Source organism: Kineococcus mangrovi (assembly GCF_041320705.1).
Lineage (GTDB): Bacteria > Actinomycetota > Actinomycetes > Actinomycetales > Kineococcaceae > Kineococcus > Kineococcus mangrovi.
Window position 1 is genome coordinate 24528 of record NZ_JBGGTQ010000009.1, and the last position, 16554, is coordinate 41081.

Below are 16554 nucleotides of genomic sequence, written 5' to 3' on the forward strand. Positions count from 1 at the left end.
GGCACGGCCCGGCCGGCGCGGACCACCGCTGGCGGCAGAGTTCACGCCAGCGCAACACGGGACCGGTCCGGGCCCGGCCAGGTTTCGGGGACGTTGCGGTCCGTTGTCCGGCGCGTCTCGCGCCCACGCGGGTGACGTGGTGGTCGCGGCAGGTTTGACCCCCGGCAGGTTCGGGTACCCACCGTCCGGTCGATCCGCAGGAGGAGTGGAGGAACATGCCGACGGGAGCACGGCCGGTACCGGCCACCCACTGGGCGACCTTCGCCCACGACGCGGCGTCCGTCCCCCGGGCGCGGCACGTGGTGCGCATGGTGCTGGACGGCGCGGGTCTGGACGAGATGACGACGGCGGAGATCGAGATCGTGCTGTCGGAGATCGTCGGCAACGCCATCCGGCACGCGCGTCCCCTCCTGGGCGGGGACATCCACGTGCAGTGCGAGGTCGTCCCGGACGACTCCCCGCACGTGGAGATCGCGGTCACCGACGGCGGGTCGCCGGGGTCGGTGCTGAGCCCGCGGGCCGCCGCTGACTCCGACGTCAGCGGCCGCGGCCTGTTCATCGTGGACGGTCTGGCGCACGAGTGGGGTGTCGTGGAGAACCTGGACGACCTCAGCCGCACGGTCTGGGCCTCCTTCGGCGGGCCCACCCGGCACCACCCGCACTGACCAGCCCCCCGGTCCGACCGGGCCACCCGTCCTCACCCGTTCGGGTCACCAGGACGCCGAGGGCCAGCACAGGCCGCTCTCAGTCGGCTACGGTCTGCACACGGTGTCGCGCGGTGCGGACCGGTGACCGGCGGGAGGCGCAACGTGGAGTCGCCCACGGCGCCCCTCTCCCTGGAACTGCTGCACCGCACGGCCGCCGAGCTGGCCGCGGCCCTCGACGTCCGTGACGCCGTCACCTCGGTGCTCCTCGCGGGCCGTCAGGTCGTGGGCACCAACACGTGCGGCGTGGCCCTGCTCGACGAGACCGGCACCGTCCTCGTCCCCACCACCCCCCGCGACGGCGGCGACCTCACCGGGCTCGGCACGGGCCTGCCCGTCCCCCTGGACTCCGCCACCCCCAGCGCCGAGGCCGCCCGCACCCTGCGCCCCGTCCTGCTGCGCGACCGCGCCGAGCTGGCCGCCCGGTTCGGCACCGGCCCGGGCCGCGGGCTCAACGACACCGTCCTGGCCCTCGGGGAGCACTCCTGGGCCATGTACCCGCTCGTCGCCCGCGGCCGGCTCGTCGGCGTCCTGCGCTTCGGGCTCCTGCGCGAGGGGTCGCTGGACACCGACGAGCAGCTGTTCGCCGCCACCCTGGCCGACCAGTGCGCGCTCGCCCTCGAGCGGGCGCGGCTGCTGCGCGAGGCCCGCCGCAGCGCCCTGCGGTACCGCACCCTGGCCGAGGCCGGTTCCCTCGACGTCTTCACCGCCCGCCCCGGGGAGGGCATGACGTCGGACCTGCCGGGGTGGAGCGCCCTCACCGGCCGCACCGACCCCCGCGGGAAGGCGTGGCAGGCCGACGTCCACCCCGAGGACCTGCCGGGGGTGCTCGAACGGTTCGACGCGTCCGTCCGCGAGCGCTCCACCGCCCGCTTCCGGCTGCGCGTGCGCGCCCTGACCGGCTGGCGGACCGTCGCCGCCGTCGCCGTGCCCGTCCTGGCCGACCCCACCGACCCGGCGTCCGAGATCGTCGAGTGGGTCGGTTCCCTCGACGACGTCACCGACCGCGTCCGCACCCGCCGGCAGACGCGCATCCTGCACGCCCTCACCGCGGCCCTGGCCAGCGCCGGCGGCTACGAGCAGGTCCTCGACGCCGTCCTGGGCGCCTGCCTCGAGGGCGCCGGTGCCGCGCGGGGCGTCCTGGTCGTCGCCGCGGGGCAGGGCGAGCAGGGACTGGTCGCCCACCGGACGGGGCCGGACCGGCGGCGCACGACGGCCGTGCTGCCCGAGCTGACCCTCGAGGACCTCGCGGCGCTGGCCGGGGACCGCGGCGTCTTCCCCGTCGGCGAGGCCGGGGTCCGGGACCTGCCCGCCGGGGTCCGCCCCTACTTCGAGGCGGCCGCGCTCTCGGGGGAGAGCGCGTGGGCGGTGCTGCCGCTGGCCTCGCGGACCCGCCGCCTGGGCACCCTCGTCCTGGGGTTCACCGACGGCGACCCGGCCGACGGGACCGACCCCGGCCCGCAGGACGAGGACCGCGAGTTCCTGCTCACCTTCGCCCGGCAGGCCGCGACCGCCCTGGACCGGATGCAGCTGCTGGAGCAGCAGCGCGACACCGCGACCGTGCTCGCCGAGGCCCTGCGCCCCGGCCCGCTGCCCGCGGTGGACTGGCTCGCGACGCACCGGGTCGCGCAGACCAGCGCCGGCGTCGAGGTCGGCGGGGACTGGGCCGAGCTCATCCCGCTGCCCGCCCCGCACGGGGCGGACGGTGCCGCGGGCGCCGCGGGCGAGGACCGGGTGGCGGTCGTGCTCGGGGACGTCATGGGCCGCGGGGCCCGGGCCGCCACCGTCATGGGCGAGGTCCGCACCCAGGTCCGCACCCTCGCCCACGTCGACCCGCACCCGAGCGCCGTCCTGCGCGGCCTCGACGCCCTGGCCCGCGCCGGCGGCGGGGAGGACCTGGTGACCATCTTCTACGCGGTCCTGGGGCGGGACGGGCGCCTGCTCGCCGCGAGCGCCGGTCACCTGCCGCCGCTGACGTGCAGCACCGGCCCGCACTACCTCGACGTCCCGCCCGGGGTGCCCGTCGGCGTCGAGGGCGACCCGCGCACCGACGTGCTCGACGTGCGGCTGGACCCCGGCAGCGCTCTCGTCGTGTTCTCCGACGGCCTCGTCGAGACGCGGACGCGATCGCTCGACGAGGGGCTGGCGCAGGTGCTGGAGCACTTCCGCGAGACCGCCTACGGGACGCCGGCCGACATCGTCGCCACCCTGGTGGACCGGATGGTCGGGGCCGGCGGGCAGGTCGTGGACGACGACGTCACGGTCCTGGCGCTGCGCCTGCGCTAGCGTCGCGGCGTGCCTGCGCTGCATCCGTCCTCGACCGTCGCGGTCGTCATCCCGGCCAAGGACGAGCAGGACCGGATCGCCGAGACCGTGCGTGCCGTCGCCGGGCTGGCCGTCGTCGACGTCGTCGTGGTCGTCGACGACGGCTCGACCGACCTGACCTCCAAAGCCGCCCGGGACGCCGGCGCCGTCGTCGTCGCCCACCGCCGCAACCGGGGCAAGGCCGCCGCGATGCGGACCGGGGCTCGCGCGGTCGCGGACTGGGAGAGCGCCCGGCCCCGGCCCGGCGTGCGGCCCCGGCCGCTGCTGCTCGTCGACGCCGACCTGGCCGCCAGCGCCGTCGAGACGGCCCCCCTCACCGTGCCCGTCCTGGCCGGTGAGGCCGACATGACGATCGCCGTCCTGCCCCGGCAGGCCACCGCCGGTGGCGGTCGCGGGTTCGTGGTGGGCCTGTCCCGGCGCGGCACGGTCGCCGCGACGGGCTGGTCGCCCGAGCAGCCGCTGTCGGGGATGCGCTGCCTGACGCGCGCGGCCTTCGAGGCCGCGCTGCCGCTGGCGCCCGGGTGGGGCGTCGAGACGGCGCTGACGATCGACCTGCTGCGCGCCGGGTTCCGGGTCCGGGAGGTGCCGTGCGACCTGCACCACCGCGTCTCGGGCAGGGACCTGCGCGGCCAGCTGCACCGGGCCGCGCAGTTCCGCGACGTCGCCCGCGCGCTCGGCCGGCGCCGCGTGCAGGACGTCCTGCGCCGCTCCACCCGCTGACCCGTGGGCGCCGCCTCCCCGGTCCCAGGTCCCGCCCGACCGGACCGGCCGGTCCGCTGGGCCGTGGCCGGGACGGTCGGCTGCCTCCTCGGCTGGCTCGTCGTGGCCGTCCTGGGTCCCTCGGCCGCCGCGCCCGCGCTCGGGCCGGGGCCCGTGCCGTTCGACCTCGGCCGGCACCCGTCGTCGGCGACGGTCAGCGTCCTCATGGCCCTCTCGGTCCTGGCCGGGGGGGTCGGTCTGGGTGGCGGGGCGCTCGCCGTCGCCCGGGGGTGGCGGCCCCGGCGGTTCCTGGTCCTGGCCGGTGCCGGCGCGCTGCTGCTCGTCCTCGTCCCGCCCGTCGGCTCGGCCGACCACCTCAGCTACGCCGCCTACGGCCGCATCGCCGCCCTCGGCGGTGACCCGTACGGCCAGCCCCCGGACGCCTTCGCCGCCGGCACCGATCCCGTCGTCTCCGCCGTGCGGGACCCGTGGCGCTCGACGACGTCGGTGTACGGGCCGGTCGGCGGTCTGCTCATGGCGCTGTGCTCGGTGCTGGGCCAGGACTCGGTCCGCGCGACCGTGTGGGTCTGGCAGGTGCTGCTCCTGGCGGGGTGGGCCCTCGCGGCGCTCGTCGGGCACCGGGTGCTGGGCGGCGGGGGAGACGGTTCGGGGGACGGTTCGGCGCGGCGGGCCTGGTTCGCGGTCCTGTTCACGGCCAACCCCCTGCTGCTGACCGTCGGCCTGGGCGGGGCGCACGCCGACGTCCTCGCCGGGGCGGCCGCCGTCCTGGCCCTGCTGCTCGCGCCGCGGGCCCCGGTCGCCGCCGGCCTCGCGCTCGCCGTCGCCGCCGGCACCAAGGCGCCCTACGGCGTGGTCGCCGTCGGGATCGTCGTGGCCGCCGTCGCCGCCGGGCGCCTGAGCGCGGGCTGGCTGCTGCGCGGGGTCCTGGCCGCCCTGCTCGTCCTCGTCCCGGCGCACCTGTGGGCCGGCGCCCACGTCTACGACCAGACGCGCACCGCGAGCCGCTACGTCTCCCTCGCCACCGTGTGGCGGCCGCTGGTCGAGGCGGGGCTGCCGCGGGGGCTGCTCCTGCCCGGGACCGCTCTCGTCGTGGCCCTCGTCACCGTCCTGTGGTGGCCGGCCCTCGTGCGCGGCGGGCGGCTCGAACGCTCGGCGGGGGTCAGCGCCGTGCTCGCCACCGGGTACCTGCTGGGTGCCGCCTACGAGCTGCCCTGGTACGACCTGCTGCTGTGGGGGCCGCTGGCGCTCGCGGTGGCGGCCGGGGCGCCGGCGGCCCGGCTGCTGGTGGCGGTGCTGGCGGCGCGGCTGACGCTGCTGGCGCTGGCGTACGTGCCCGGTCTCGTCGACGGCATGAGCCCCCTCGTGCAGGCCGTGACCCTCGGCTACCGCCGGGAGGTGGGGCCGTGGGTGGCCTGGGCCGCGTTGGTCGTCGTCGTCACGGTCGGTGTCCGAGCGCGACGCTCGGTCGCGCGGACGTGACGGTGTGGCATGCTCGGGTGAGGGCTCAACCAGAACCGGCGGGTGCCGGTCGCCGGCGGGGCCCGTGTCTGGACGATGGGCCCAGAACGTCGGGTGATACCCGGTCTTGAACGGTTCATCCGGTCGGGTGGTTGTTCTGGTGGAACGGTCAAGCAGCACCAGCGACCCCCCGAACCAGTCCGGGAAGGCGGGACACCGGTTCCGCGCGCGGAACACGTCGAGCAGCGGCTGAGAGGTCTGAGCGCACATGGGGCACAACGTGGCGGTCGTGGACGGCAACAGGGTCCAGGTCCCCGAGGACTGGTGGTCGGACGTCCTGCGCACCGTCACCGAGGGTGACCGGCCGATGATCGTCGAGGACGCCACCGGCAACCGCTTCGTGCTGGTCTCCGAGGCTCGCTACCGCGCCCTGGAGAACCAGGGCCCGACCCGTCCCGGGGTGACGCTCACCGCCCGCGAGCAGGAGATCCTGCAGATGATCGCCGACGGCTGCCCCGGCTCCGTCGTCGCCGAGCGCCTCGGCCTCGCACCGAACACGGTCGCCCAGCACCTGGCCTCGGTCCGCCGCAAGTACGGCGTGCGCTCCTCCGCCGCGGCCGCCGCCGTCGCCCGCCAGGACGGTCTCGTCTCCTGACCTCCCCCGCACCGCGACGGGCCCTCGGAACGCTGCTCCGGGGGCCCTCGCCGTGCCCGGCGCCCGTCCACGGGTGAGCGGGCCGGTCCGCCGACGTCACGGGCTGGGCATCGTGAACCCGACGACCTGCTCGGTCCCCCCGTCCTCCCCGGTGAGGGCGTGACCGACGGTCGACAGCCACCGGACGGTCCCGTCGGGGTGCACCACGCGGAAGCGCAGGCTCAGCGAGGACGCCTTCGTGAAGGCGTCCCGGGTCGTCTTCGAGACGCGCTCCTGGTCGTCGGGGTGGACGCACCGCAGCGTCTCGGTCCACGGCAGCCGGTGCTGGCGCGAGGGGAAGCCGAGGAGCCCGCTGACGCGCTCGTCGAGGTCGACGACCTCGGGCGAGGCGTGCATGGCGAACGCGCCCGAGGGCGTCTGCGGCAGACCCCGGGCCTCGATCCAGGCGCGGAAGCCGACGGGGTCGAGCGTGGAGGCGGCCAGGTCGACGCGGACGCGGACGGGCGCGGGGAGGTCGGACAGGACGGCCTGCCCGACGGGGCTGGTCAGCAGCAGCCGGACGAGCACGTGGAAGGGGACGGCGTCGCCCTGCACGAGCAGGCCGAGCCGGCGTCCGTGGTCGTCGTCGAGGGAGAGGCTGTCCACCAGCGAGGTCATCGCGGGGTCCGGACCGGGGGGCGGTTCGTCCCCCCACAGGTCGGCCACGTCCGCCCGCACCTGCTCGGCACGTCGCCGGACGTGGTGCTCGCGCGACAGGCTGTCGTCCTCGTCGATCGGACCCACCCCCGGGAAGCTCTGACCAGGCGCACAGGATGACGCAGGGAGCGCTCCCGCACCACGGGTGATCCTCACGACTTCGGCGGTCCCGGAGGGCCGGTCCAGCCGCGGGGGACGAGCGCCGGGTCGCCGGCGGGCCCGGACGGCTCCCGGTGGGACCATGGGAGGGCCATGACGACCCTCGCGCCCACGCTCCCCGAGCTCCTGCCCACCCCTCCCACCGGTCCGGCCGACGGCCCCGCCGACCCCGACGCCGTCCTCGCGGCGTTCACGGAGTGGGTCACCGGGCGCGGCATCACCCTCTACCCCGCGCAGGAGGAGGCCCTGCTCGAGGTCGTCTCCGGGTCGAACGTCGTGCTCGCCACCCCGACCGGCTCCGGCAAGTCGCTCGTCGCGGCCGGTGCCCACGCCGCGGCGCTCGCCACGGGGACCCGGTCCTTCTACACCGCCCCGCTGAAGGCGCTCGTCAGCGAGAAGTTCTTCGCCCTCATCGAGGTCTTCGGTGCGCAGAACGTCGGGATGATGACCGGCGACGCGTCCGTGAACCCCGGCGCCCCCGTCGTGTGCTGCACCGCCGAGGTCCTGGCGAACCTCGCACTGCGTTCGGGCGCCTTCGCCGACGTCGGCCAGGTCGTCATGGACGAGTTCCACTTCTACGCCGACCCCGACCGCGGCTGGGCCTGGCAGGTCCCGCTCGTCGAGCTGCCGCAGGCGCAGTTCCTGCTGATGTCCGCGACCCTCGGCGACGTCACCGCGCTGCGTGACGACCTGACCCGCCGCACCGGACGGGCGACCGCGCTCGTCACGTCCGTGGAGCGGCCCGTCCCGCTGCACTACTCCTACGCGACGACGCCGCTGCAGGAGACCGTCGAGGAACTCCTGCAGACCGACCGCGCCCCCGTCTACGTCGTGCACGCCACCCAGGCCGCCGCCGTCGAGCAGGCCCAGGCCCTCACCAGCGCGAAGATCGCGACCCGCGAGCAGCGCGACGCGATCGCCGAGGCCATCGGCGGGTTCCGGTTCGCCGCCGGGTTCGGGAAGGTGCTGTCCCGGTTGCTGCGGATGGGCGTCGGCGTCCACCACGCCGGGATGCTGCCGAAGTACCGCCGGCTCGTGGAGACGCTCGCGCAGGCCGGGCTGCTGAAGGTGATCTGCGGCACCGACACCCTCGGCGTCGGCATCAACGTCCCCATCCGCACCGTGCTGTTCGGCGGGCTCACGAAGTTCGACGGCCGCCGCAACCGGCACTACCGCGTCCGGGAGTTCCACCAGATCGCCGGCCGCGCCGGCCGCGCCGGGTTCGACACCGCGGGCACCGTCGTCGTGCAGGCCCCCGAGCACGAGGTCGAGAACGCGCGCCGCGTCGCCAAGGCCGGTGACGACCCGAAGAAGCAGAAACGCGTCCAGCGGGTCAAGGCCCCGGAGGGTTTCGTCTCCTGGTCGCAGCAGACGATGGACAAGCTCGTCACGGGTGAACCCGAGCAGCTCACGTCCCACTTCCGGGTGACCACGTCGATGCTGCTGAACGTCCTGCAGCGGCCCGGGAACCCCGTGGAGGCGATGCGGCACCTGCTGCTGGAGAACCACGAACCCCGCAAGAACCAGCTCAAGCACGTCCGCCGCGCGGTCGAGCTGTTCCGCGCCCTGCTCGACGCCGGGATCGTGGAGACGCTGCCCGAACCGCTGTCCGACGGCCGCCAGGTGCGGCTCGTCACCGACCTGCAGCTCGACTTCGCCCTCAACCAGCCGCTGTCGCCGTTCGCGCTCGCCGTCGTCGACGACCTGCTCGACCCCGCCTCCCCGACGTACGCGCTCGACGTCGTGTCCGTCATCGAGGCCACCCTCGACGAACCGATGAAGGTGCTGCTGGCGCAGAAGTCGAAGGCCAAGGGCGAAGCGGTGCAGCGGATGAAGGCCGACGGCATCGAGTACGAGGAACGCATGGAACTCCTCGAGGACGTCGAGTGGCCGCAGCCGCTGGCCGAGGAGCTGCGCGCCGCGTACAAGACGTACCGGTCCGGGAACCCGTGGGTCGGCGACTACGAGGTGCGGCCCAAGTCCGTCGTCCGCGACATGTACGAGCGGGCCATGACGTTCGGCGACTACGTGGCGTACTACCAGCTCGCCCGGTCCGAGGGCCTGGTGCTGCGGTACCTGTCCGACGCCTACAAGGCGCTCAAGCAGACCGTCCCCGACGACGCCCGCACCGAGGAGCTCACCGACTTCGTCGAGTGGCTCGGGGAAGTGGTGCGCCAGACCGACTCCTCGCTGCTCGCCGAGTGGGAGGCGCTGCGCGACGGCGTCGACGCCGCCGACGTGGAGGACGTCGTCGCGCCGCAGGAGGACGAGGCCCCGCCGGTCACCGCGAACACCCGCGCGTTCCGCGTCCTCGTGCGCAACGCGGTGTTCCGGTTCGTCGAGCTGTGCGCCCTCGACCGCCCCGCCGCCCTCGCCGCGCTCAACGGGTCCCCCGACGAGGACACGTGGGCCGACCAGCTCGACGCGTACTACTCCGAGCACGACACGATCGGGACCGGGCCCGACGCCCGCGGCCCGCACCTGCTGCAGGTCGACGACGGCTCCGGCCCCGAACCGAAGGGTTCGCCCCGGAACTGGTACGTGCGGCAGGTGCTCGAGGACCCCGCCGGCGACCGCGACTGGGGGGTCGTCGCGGAGGTCGACCTCGACGCCTCCGACGAGGCGGGGACCGCCGTCCTGCGCGTCGCGGGCCTGTTGCGCTTGTGACCCCGCCCCGGCGCAGTGGTCGCGCGACCCGGCGTGAGCCCTCGTAAGGTCGAACCCGTGCAGACGAGGACACTGGGCAGGACGGGCCGCGACGTCGGCGTCGTCGGGATGGGCTGCTGGCAGATCGGCGGCAGCTGGGGGACGGTCGACGAGGACGCCGCGCTGGGGACGCTGCAGGCCGCCGCGCAGGCCGGGGTGACGTTCTTCGACACCGCCGACGTCTACGGCGACGGCCGCAGCGAGCAGCTCCTGGGGCGTTTCCTGCCGACGGCACCGGAGGGGGTCGTCGTCGCGACGAAGATGGGCCGCCGGGCGGACCCGCACGTCGCGCAGGCGTACGCGCTCGACGCGTTCCGCGCGTGGAACGACCGCAGCCGCGAGAACCTGGGCGTCGACACGCTCGACCTCGTCCAGCTGCACTGCCCGCCGAGCGACGTGCTGCACACCGACGCGGTGTTCGACGCGCTCGACACCCTCGTGCAGGAGGGGCGGACCCGCGCCTACGGCGTGTCGGTGGAGACGGTCGCCGAGGGCCTGGCCGCCGTGGCGCGCCCGAACGTCGCGAGCGTGCAGGTCATCCTCAACCCGTTGCGGCTCAAGCCGGTCACCGAGTTCCTGCCCGCGGCCGCCGAGGCCGGTGTCGGCGTCGTCGTCCGGGTGCCGCTCGCCTCGGGGCTGCTGACGGGCCGCATCGACGAGTCGACGACGTTCCCCGCCGACGACCACCGCAACTTCAACCGCAACGGCGAGAGCTTCGACGTGGGGGAGACGTTCGCGGGGGTCCCGCTGCGCGCCGGGGTGGCTGCGGCGAAGCGGCTCGCCGAGGTCGCCGCGGACACCCCGCTGGCCGCCTTCACCCTGCGCTGGATCGTCGAGCAACCGGGCGTGAGCGTCGTCATCCCCGGTGCCCGTTCCGCCGAGCAGGCGAGGGGCAATGCCGCCGCGGCCGACCTCCCGGCGCCCACCGCGGCGCAGCTCGACGCGGTCGAGGAGGTCTACCGCGACCTTGTCGCCGAGCACGTGCACGACCGCTGGTGACCGCGGCGGGCGGGTGGTGCCGATCGGGCCCCGCCCGCCGCGTCAGTCGGCCGACCGAAATACCGGCTCGGTGCCCCAGAGGTCCATCCGCGGTTCCTCCGCCGGGTCCGTGAGGTGGTGCTCCACCCGGCACCCCCACACCTCGCCCTCGGGGCAGGGGTGGACGTCGAACCGCAGACCCTGCGCCCGGGCCGGCAGGTCCGTGGAGATCACCAGCCCACGAGGGTTCTCCCGAGACCGGATGGGGAGCACCCTGGACGGATGGAGCCGCTGACCGCCGCCGCCTCCGTACGGGCCGTCCGCGCGGTGCTGCGGGTTCAGGGTGTCGTGGGGGAGGAGTCGTGGCGGACCACCGTCGCGCCCGCCGACGGCGGGACGTGGACGGTGCGGACGTGGATCGGCGTCGGCTCGCCGGGACCGCCCGACCACGTGCACCGCGTCCACCCGCCGTCGGGTGCCGGCGAGGCCCCGCGCGTCGAGCAGGTCTTCCCGGTGCGGGCGCCGCGCCGGACGAGGGTGTCCCGGCACCTCGACTACTTCGCCCCCGGGACGCTCCACGACCCCCCGCCGTGGCCGGCGCGCGAGGACCTGCCACCACGGTCTGACTGAGGCGGGCCCGTCAGAGGCGGTCCAGCCGCCGTCGCACCGCCTCGGAGTCCTCGCGCGGCAGTTCCGGGACGTCGCGCAGCAGCGGCAGGAGTGCGGGTTCGGTGGTGAGGGCGGCGAACGCCGTCGCCACCGTCACGCCGTGCGCCGGGACGTCGGTGACCTGGACGGTGGCCCCGGCGGTGAGCGTCCCCGGGGTCAGGACCCGCAGGTACGCGCCGGGCACCCGGGCGCGGGTGAACCGCGGCAACCACTGCCGCTCCCCGACCCACACCGCGAACGTCACGCACGGGATCCGCGGGCAGGACACCTGCAGGACGACGTCACCGATCTCCCACCGCTCCCCGATGACCGCACCGCTGACGTCCACGCCGCAGGTCGTCAGGTTCTCCCCGAAGACGCCGTTCGCCAGGGGTCGACCCAGCTCCCGCTCCCACGCGTCGAGGTCCTCCCGCGCGTAGGCGTAGGCCGCCTGGTCGTCGCCGCCGTGGTGGGCGGTGTCGCTGATGTGGTCCCCGACGAGCCCGCTGCCGCCGACCCCCTTGGGGCCGGGGGCCTGCACCGCCACCGGCCCCGGCGCCGGTCGCTTGTCGATGCCGCTGGTGCCCGACTTCGCCGCGACGGCCCGGCGGTCGCCGACGTTGACGCTGAGGATGCTCGCCACCCCGTCAGCCTAGGAACTCCCCCGCGGGTCCGACAGCGGTTTCCCGGTGCCTGCGGGCCTCAGCGCGGCAGGTCGAACCAGATGGTCTTGCCGCGACCGTCCGGCCGCACGCCCCAGTCCTCGGCGAGGCCGTCGACGATCGCCATGCCCCGGCCGTGGACGGCGGAGGAGTCGGGGCTCCGGACGGCGGGCAGGGCGGCGTTCTGGTCACCCACCTCGACGTGCACGAGACGGGCGCTGACGGCGACGGCCAGGCGGACGCGGCTGCGGGCGTGCTCGACGGCGTTGGTCACGAGCTCGCTGACGAGCAGCACGGCCGTGTCGCAGACGGTCTCCGCGACCTGGGACTGGGCGCAGTGGTCCCGCACGAACGCGCGGGCCCGGGCGACGGCCCGGCGGTCGCGTTCCAGGTCCAGCGACGTGGGCACCGACGGGGGCACCGACCGGGTGATCACGGCACGATGGTGGACCATCAACCGCCGCCCCGCGCGGGTGGGGCGGTCGTGGGCGCGCCCCCGCGCAGGATCGACGACATGCGCTTGCCGCGGGCCACCTCGTCGACGAGCTTGTCCATCCAGCGGATCTGCTGCAGCAGGGGGTCCTCGATCTCCTCGACGCGGTGGCCGCAGACGACCCCCGTGATGAGCGAGGCGTCCGGGTTCATCCGCGGTGCCTGCGCGAAGAAGGTCTCCAGGTCCAGGCCCGCGTCGACCGCCCGGCGCAGGCCGTCCGTGTCGTACCCGGTGAGCCAGGTGATGACCCGGTCGACGTCCTGGGGATCACGCCCCTTGCGCTGCACCTTCGTGACGTAGAGGGGGTGGATGTCGGCGAACGGGACGCCGAAGATCCGCTGTCGCGCCACGGTGCCCTCCCTCCTGTGGACGTGGGCCCAGTGTGGGTCACCGCGGCGCGTGCTGACCAGGTCCGCACCGCTCAAGGCGGACGCCGCGACGTTCGATGGGAGGGGGTGGATCCCGTCGCGTCCGCCCCGGACTGCCCGCAGTGCGGTCGCGTGCTGCGCCCGGAGGCCGCGTGGTGCTCCCTCTGCTTCACCCCCGCCCCGTCCCGGGCGTTCAGCGGGCCCCTGGTGACGCGCCGCTGCGACGACCCGGCCCCCGTCGAGCGGGTGCAGCACCGGACGTCGCGGTGGGCGGGCAGCAGCGTCAGCTTCGGTCCCGTCGGCCGGGTGCTGATGACCGCGCTGCTCCTGTGCGTCGGCCCCGCTCTGCTGGTGGGGGGGGGGTGCGGGCAGCGTGGTGGCCGGGATCGTGTGGATCGCCGTCGTGCTGCCGTGGGCGTTGCGCGACGTCTGGCGCGAGGTGCGGGTCCGGCGCTGAGGGCCCACGCTGGCCCGGTGACGATGCTCCGGCTGACCGCGACCGTCCTCGACACCCCCGATCCGCCGGCCCTGGCGCGGTTCTACCGCCACCTGCTCGGCTTCGAGACGGTGTCGGAGGACCCGGACTGGGTGGTCCTGCGGGGCTCGGAGGGGCAGGGGCTGTCGTTCCAGCGCGAGTCCCGGTACGCCCGGCCGGCCTGGCCGGCGGCGCAGGGTGAGCAGCAGGTGCAGGACCACCTCGACATCGCGGTGGACGACCTGGAAGCGGCTGTGGCGCACGCCGTCTCGGGCGGGGCTGAGGTGGAGGAGTTCCAGCCGCAGGAGGCGGTGCGCGTCCTGCGCGACCCGCACGGGCACCTGTTCTGCCTCTACCTGCCGGACTGACCGGGAGAGGCTGACACGTCGGAAGGGGTTGCCTGGTGGCCGACCCCCCGGCCACCAGGCTGTCACCCCTACGCCCGCGAGTCCGATGCGTCCTGTCCGACCCCCCGGTCGGGACGCACCCCCCGGACTCCCGGGTTCGACCGTCCGGCTGTCGACCCCCCGACCGCCGGACTCAGGCCTTGCGCACTGCGTTCCCCCCGAGTCCGTCGCGCCGCCAGGCCCCCCGACCAGGACACGCCCCCCGGACTCACCCGCGACATCGCTGCGGCCGACGTGAGCGTTACACCCGTTCGGGCGTGTCCTGGGTCACACGCGGGAACGTCCCGACCGTGGGGTCGAAGCCGGGCCAGCGACCGCTCGCCCAGTCGGCCCAGGTCTGCCCGGCGGGAGGTGCGGGGACCGGCCCGCCGGCGAGCTCGGACTCGTCGGGCGCCTCGAAGGAGGCCCGCCACTCGACGAGCTCGTCGTCGGAGATGGGGAAGGTGTCCTGCGGCCGTTCCCGCCACCGGCGCGCCACGCGCCCGCGCTGGACGTCGGCCTCGACGACCAGGTGCTCGACGACGCAGGAGACCCCTGCGGCACCGAAGACGTGCCGCAGGGCGTCGCGCTCGTCGCGCGACCAGAACCCGAAGTCGAGGACCACGTCGACGCCGAGCGCGGCGGCCCGCAGACCCGTGGTGAGCAGCAACCCCTCGACGACGTCGCGTTCCGGCGCGGGGTTCGCCCCGCCGAACAGCCGCAGGACCCAGGCGTCGGTGGTCAGGCGCAGCGCGGGGCGCTCTCGCTCCAGGACGCGGGCGCGGCTCGTCTTCCCCGCGGCGGGGAGCCCGACGAGGAGGAACGCGGTGGCCACGAGCCCACCCTGCCCCGCCCGGGTCACCAGCGCGACGGGGTTCCGCGCCGGCGCGCCGTGGTCGTCGTCGCCTCCACGGGGTCGATCATCGACACCGTGGAGGCGACGAGGCCTCCTCCCGCGGGCGGGTGGGGGTGCGTCAGCTGACGAGCGCGCCCGTCGTCGCGGCGGGAGCCGACGCCGGGGCGGCGGTGGCGGCCACCTCGGTCTCGGCGAGCCTGCCGGCGGTGCCCTTCAGCGAGTACGTCGGGATCTGCAGCCCGATCGCGGCGCAGATGGCGTGGAACACCTCGGTGTTGTCCAGCAGCGTGGCGAAACCCTGCGAACCGGGACCCGAGGCACCGATGAAGACGTCCTCGACGGTGTGCACGCAGTTCGTCTCCTCCAGCGGCAGGTTGCCGATCTGGACGACGGAACCGGGGTCGCGGGCGGGGTTCGGGTAGGCCCGCTCGGTCACCGGGTCCTCCAGGGCCGGCTGCGCCAGGACGGCGTTGTGGGCGAAGTCGTCCGGGTGGTCCGGGTGGTTGGACCAGCCGAAGAACAGCTGCACGTCCGGGTTCGGGTCGTCGGGGAACCCGTCGCCGTCGGAGTCGACGTAGGTCGGGAACCCGGCGTCGGCGTACACGCCGTTCTGCTGTCGCGCGGGTGAACCCTCCTTGGAGAGGGTGTGCGTCCCGGCGATGCTCATGGCGTGGTTGTGGTCGGCGGTGATGACGACGAGGGTGTCGTCGCGGTCCTTCGCCCACTCCTTCGCGGCGGCCAGGGCCTGGTCCAGCTCGATCGTGTCGTAGACCGCGCGCGGTCCGTCGAGGGGGTGCTCGGACTTGTCGATGGAGGCGCCCTCCACCATGAGGAAGAACCCCTCGTCGTTCTTCTCCAGCACCTTCAGCGCGGCCTTGGTCATCTCCACCAGACCGGGCTGGTCGGGGAAGTCGCCGAGCACCTTCGGGTCCGGGGTGACCTGGCGGTCGAGGTAGACGTTGAGGTGGCCGAGGGTGAAGGTGCCCAGCAGCTTGTCCGGGGTCCCGGCGGCCATGACGGCGGCGAGCTCGGTGCGGGTCCCCGCGTAGGCGAAACCCTTGTCCTTGAACTCCTCGATGAGGTTGCGGTCGTCCTTGCGCCGGGACCCCTTCTCCGACTGCGGGAGGAAGGTGGCCCGGCCGCCGCCCATGAACACGTCGGGCATCTGACCGGGTTCGAGGGCCTGGTCCATGATGCTGACGTACTCGGATCGGCGGCGCGTGTGCGCGAACACCGCGGCCGGGGTGGCGTCCTGGACCTCGGCGGTGGTGACGATGCCGATGGACATGCCGCGGGCCCGCTTGAGGACCTCGGCCATCGTCTCGACGTGGGGACTGGCCGCCGGGTCCTCGGAGTTCCCGGGGTAGACGCCCATCGCGTTGACGGCCGACTTGTGGCCGGTCATGTAGGCCGACATCGAGTTCGCCGAGTCGGTCGCGATGGAGTCCATGCCCGAGGTGGTGACGTTCCCGCGGTGCTCCATCGTGTCCATCTCGAGCAGGGCGGAGTACTTGCCCTGCACGATGCCCTTGGACAGGATCCGGGCGCCGGTGATGGCGGCCTGGCCCATGCCGTCGCCGAGGAAGAAGATGACGTTCTTGGCCTTCTCGCCCTTCGCCTCGGACAGGACGACCTCGTGCACGACCTCCTGGGCGGCCGACCCGTTCAGGGAGGTGACGGCCGCGGCGATGCGGTAGGTGCCGGCGGCGGGGTAGAGGAGGTTCTTGAACGTGACCTCCACCGAGTCCGGCGCCGAGCTGGTGCGGACGGGGGCGGGGCTGAGCAGCGGGGCCGGACCCTGGCCGTCGCTGACCTTGACGACGACCTTCGTCGTCTCGGGGTCGACCCCGGTGGCCTCGACGCGCAGGTCGAAGGTGGCGCCGACCTGGAACTTCGCGCGGTCGATGGGCAGGATCCGCACGGCGCTGCCGGTGGTGGCGGCCCGGGTGATGCGGCGGACCGTGGTGCCGAAGTGCGCGTCTTTGACGTGGAGCTGGGCCGGGACGTAGGCCGGGGCGGCGGACGCCGAGGAGGCGTCGACCAGACCCTTGCCGAAGACGACGGCGGTCGCCAGACCGCCCGTGCCGAGCAGGCCGCGGCGGGTGAAGAACCCGCGCCGTTCCTGCGGGGCGTCCTCGTTCGGGGTGTTCTGCGTGTCGGACACGGGGGTCCTCTCGTCGGGGGTTCCTCCGGCGCTGGGCGCCGGCTCCGGGGGCAGGCACAAGCTGGCAGGGCCCGGGGAACCGCGGGCGAACTCACCGCGAA

General features: G+C 74.7%; 16 protein-coding genes. 9 read left to right on the top strand and 7 right to left on the bottom strand.

Annotated features, from left to right (window positions below; translation table 11 throughout):
- Nucleotides 1–215 precede the first annotated feature (215 nt).
- The 5 genes from AB2L28_RS17280 (at nt 216) to AB2L28_RS17300 (ending at nt 5862) form a co-directional block, all read left to right on the top strand.
- On the top strand, nt 216–665 hold the full coding sequence (locus tag AB2L28_RS17280) for an ATP-binding protein (RefSeq protein ID WP_370720229.1): 450 nt from the start codon (nt 216–218) through the stop codon (nt 663–665).
- A 144-nt stretch (nt 666–809) separates the two neighbouring features.
- On the top strand, nt 810–2990 hold the full coding sequence (locus tag AB2L28_RS17285) for a SpoIIE family protein phosphatase (protein WP_370720230.1): 2181 nt from the start codon (nt 810–812) through the stop codon (nt 2988–2990).
- A 9-nt stretch (nt 2991–2999) separates the two neighbouring features.
- Nucleotides 3000–3749: a glycosyltransferase family 2 protein gene (locus AB2L28_RS17290; protein WP_370720231.1), complete on the top strand. Its 750-nt coding sequence runs from the start codon at nt 3000–3002 to the stop codon at nt 3747–3749.
- A gap of 63 nt (nt 3750–3812) precedes the next feature.
- A complete protein-coding gene (locus AB2L28_RS17295) occupies nt 3813–5228 on the top strand; it encodes an MptA/MptB family glycosyltransferase (RefSeq protein WP_370720232.1) in 1416 nt (471 codons plus the stop codon).
- A 268-nt stretch (nt 5229–5496) separates the two neighbouring features.
- The gene (locus tag AB2L28_RS17300) at nt 5497–5862 is read left to right on the top strand and encodes a helix-turn-helix domain-containing protein (RefSeq protein ID WP_370720233.1); all 366 of its coding nucleotides are present in this window, start codon (nt 5497–5499) and stop codon (nt 5860–5862) included.
- Between the two features lie 96 nt (nt 5863–5958).
- Here the strand turns inward: AB2L28_RS17300 and AB2L28_RS17305 are convergent, their stop codons facing one another.
- A complete protein-coding gene (locus AB2L28_RS17305) occupies nt 5959–6645 on the bottom strand; it encodes a PAS domain-containing protein (protein ID WP_370720234.1) in 687 nt (228 codons plus the stop codon).
- Between the two features lie 165 nt (nt 6646–6810).
- Between AB2L28_RS17305 and AB2L28_RS17310 the strand changes: the two genes are divergently transcribed.
- Both AB2L28_RS17310 and AB2L28_RS17315 read left to right on the top strand, forming a co-directional pair.
- Nucleotides 6811–9384, top strand: coding sequence for a DEAD/DEAH box helicase (locus AB2L28_RS17310; protein ID WP_370720235.1), 2574 nt, complete (start codon nt 6811–6813; stop codon nt 9382–9384).
- Nucleotides 9385–9441: 57 nt separating this feature from the next.
- The gene (locus tag AB2L28_RS17315; RefSeq protein ID WP_370720236.1) at nt 9442–10422 is read left to right on the top strand and encodes an aldo/keto reductase; all 981 of its coding nucleotides are present in this window, start codon (nt 9442–9444) and stop codon (nt 10420–10422) included.
- Between the two features lie 42 nt (nt 10423–10464).
- On the opposite strand, the gene AB2L28_RS17320 is transcribed toward AB2L28_RS17315, so the two are convergent.
- Complete coding sequence (locus tag AB2L28_RS17320) at nt 10465–10635, bottom strand: hypothetical protein (RefSeq protein WP_370720237.1); 171 nt, start codon at nt 10633–10635, stop codon at nt 10465–10467.
- 48 nt (nt 10636–10683) lie between these two features.
- Here AB2L28_RS17320 and AB2L28_RS17325 point away from each other — a divergent pair, with 48 nt between their 5' ends.
- A complete protein-coding gene (locus AB2L28_RS17325; protein ID WP_370720238.1) occupies nt 10684–11031 on the top strand; it encodes a hypothetical protein in 348 nt (115 codons plus the stop codon).
- A 10-nt stretch (nt 11032–11041) separates the two neighbouring features.
- Here the strand turns inward: AB2L28_RS17325 and AB2L28_RS17330 are convergent, their stop codons facing one another.
- Genes AB2L28_RS17330 through AB2L28_RS17340 form a run of 3 tightly spaced genes read right to left on the bottom strand, consistent with a single transcriptional unit; the run spans nt 11042 to nt 12554 of the window.
- Nucleotides 11042–11692 (bottom strand): MOSC domain-containing protein, encoded by a 651-nt coding sequence (locus AB2L28_RS17330; RefSeq protein WP_370720239.1) that lies wholly within the window; start codon nt 11690–11692, stop codon nt 11042–11044.
- Between the two features lie 59 nt (nt 11693–11751).
- Nucleotides 11752–12147 carry an ATP-binding protein gene (locus tag AB2L28_RS17335; protein WP_370720240.1) on the bottom strand — a complete coding sequence of 132 codons (396 nt, stop codon included), beginning with the start codon at nt 12145–12147 and terminating at the stop codon, nt 11752–11754.
- A 17-nt stretch (nt 12148–12164) separates the two neighbouring features.
- Nucleotides 12165–12554, bottom strand: coding sequence for a DUF2200 domain-containing protein (locus AB2L28_RS17340; protein WP_370720241.1), 390 nt, complete (start codon nt 12552–12554; stop codon nt 12165–12167).
- Nucleotides 12555–13052: 498 nt separating this feature from the next.
- Here AB2L28_RS17340 and AB2L28_RS17345 point away from each other — a divergent pair, with 498 nt between their 5' ends.
- Nucleotides 13053–13415: a VOC family protein gene (locus AB2L28_RS17345; RefSeq protein WP_370720413.1), complete on the top strand. Its 363-nt coding sequence runs from the start codon at nt 13053–13055 to the stop codon at nt 13413–13415.
- A gap of 280 nt (nt 13416–13695) precedes the next feature.
- On the opposite strand, the gene AB2L28_RS17350 is transcribed toward AB2L28_RS17345, so the two are convergent.
- Both AB2L28_RS17350 and AB2L28_RS17355 read right to left on the bottom strand, forming a co-directional pair.
- Nucleotides 13696–14268: a P-loop nucleotide/nucleoside kinase family protein gene (locus AB2L28_RS17350; protein WP_370720242.1), complete on the bottom strand. Its 573-nt coding sequence runs from the start codon at nt 14266–14268 to the stop codon at nt 13696–13698.
- A gap of 139 nt (nt 14269–14407) precedes the next feature.
- Entirely contained in the window at nt 14408–16453 is a 2046-nt protein-coding gene (locus tag AB2L28_RS17355; protein ID WP_370720243.1) for an alkaline phosphatase, read from the bottom strand.
- Nucleotides 16454–16554 lie beyond the last annotated feature (101 nt).

Coding starts and splice junctions, on each gene's coding strand:
- AB2L28_RS17280 (WP_370720229.1), top strand. CDS start 216: ATGCCGACGGGAGCACGGCCGGTACCGGCCACCCACTGGGCGACCTTC.
- AB2L28_RS17310 (WP_370720235.1), top strand. CDS start 6,811: ATGACGACCCTCGCGCCCACGCTCCCCGAGCTCCTGCCCACCCCTCCC.
- AB2L28_RS17325 (WP_370720238.1), top strand. CDS start 10,684: ATGGAGCCGCTGACCGCCGCCGCCTCCGTACGGGCCGTCCGCGCGGTG.
- AB2L28_RS17345 (WP_370720413.1), top strand. CDS start 13,053: ATGCTCCGGCTGACCGCGACCGTCCTCGACACCCCCGATCCGCCGGCC.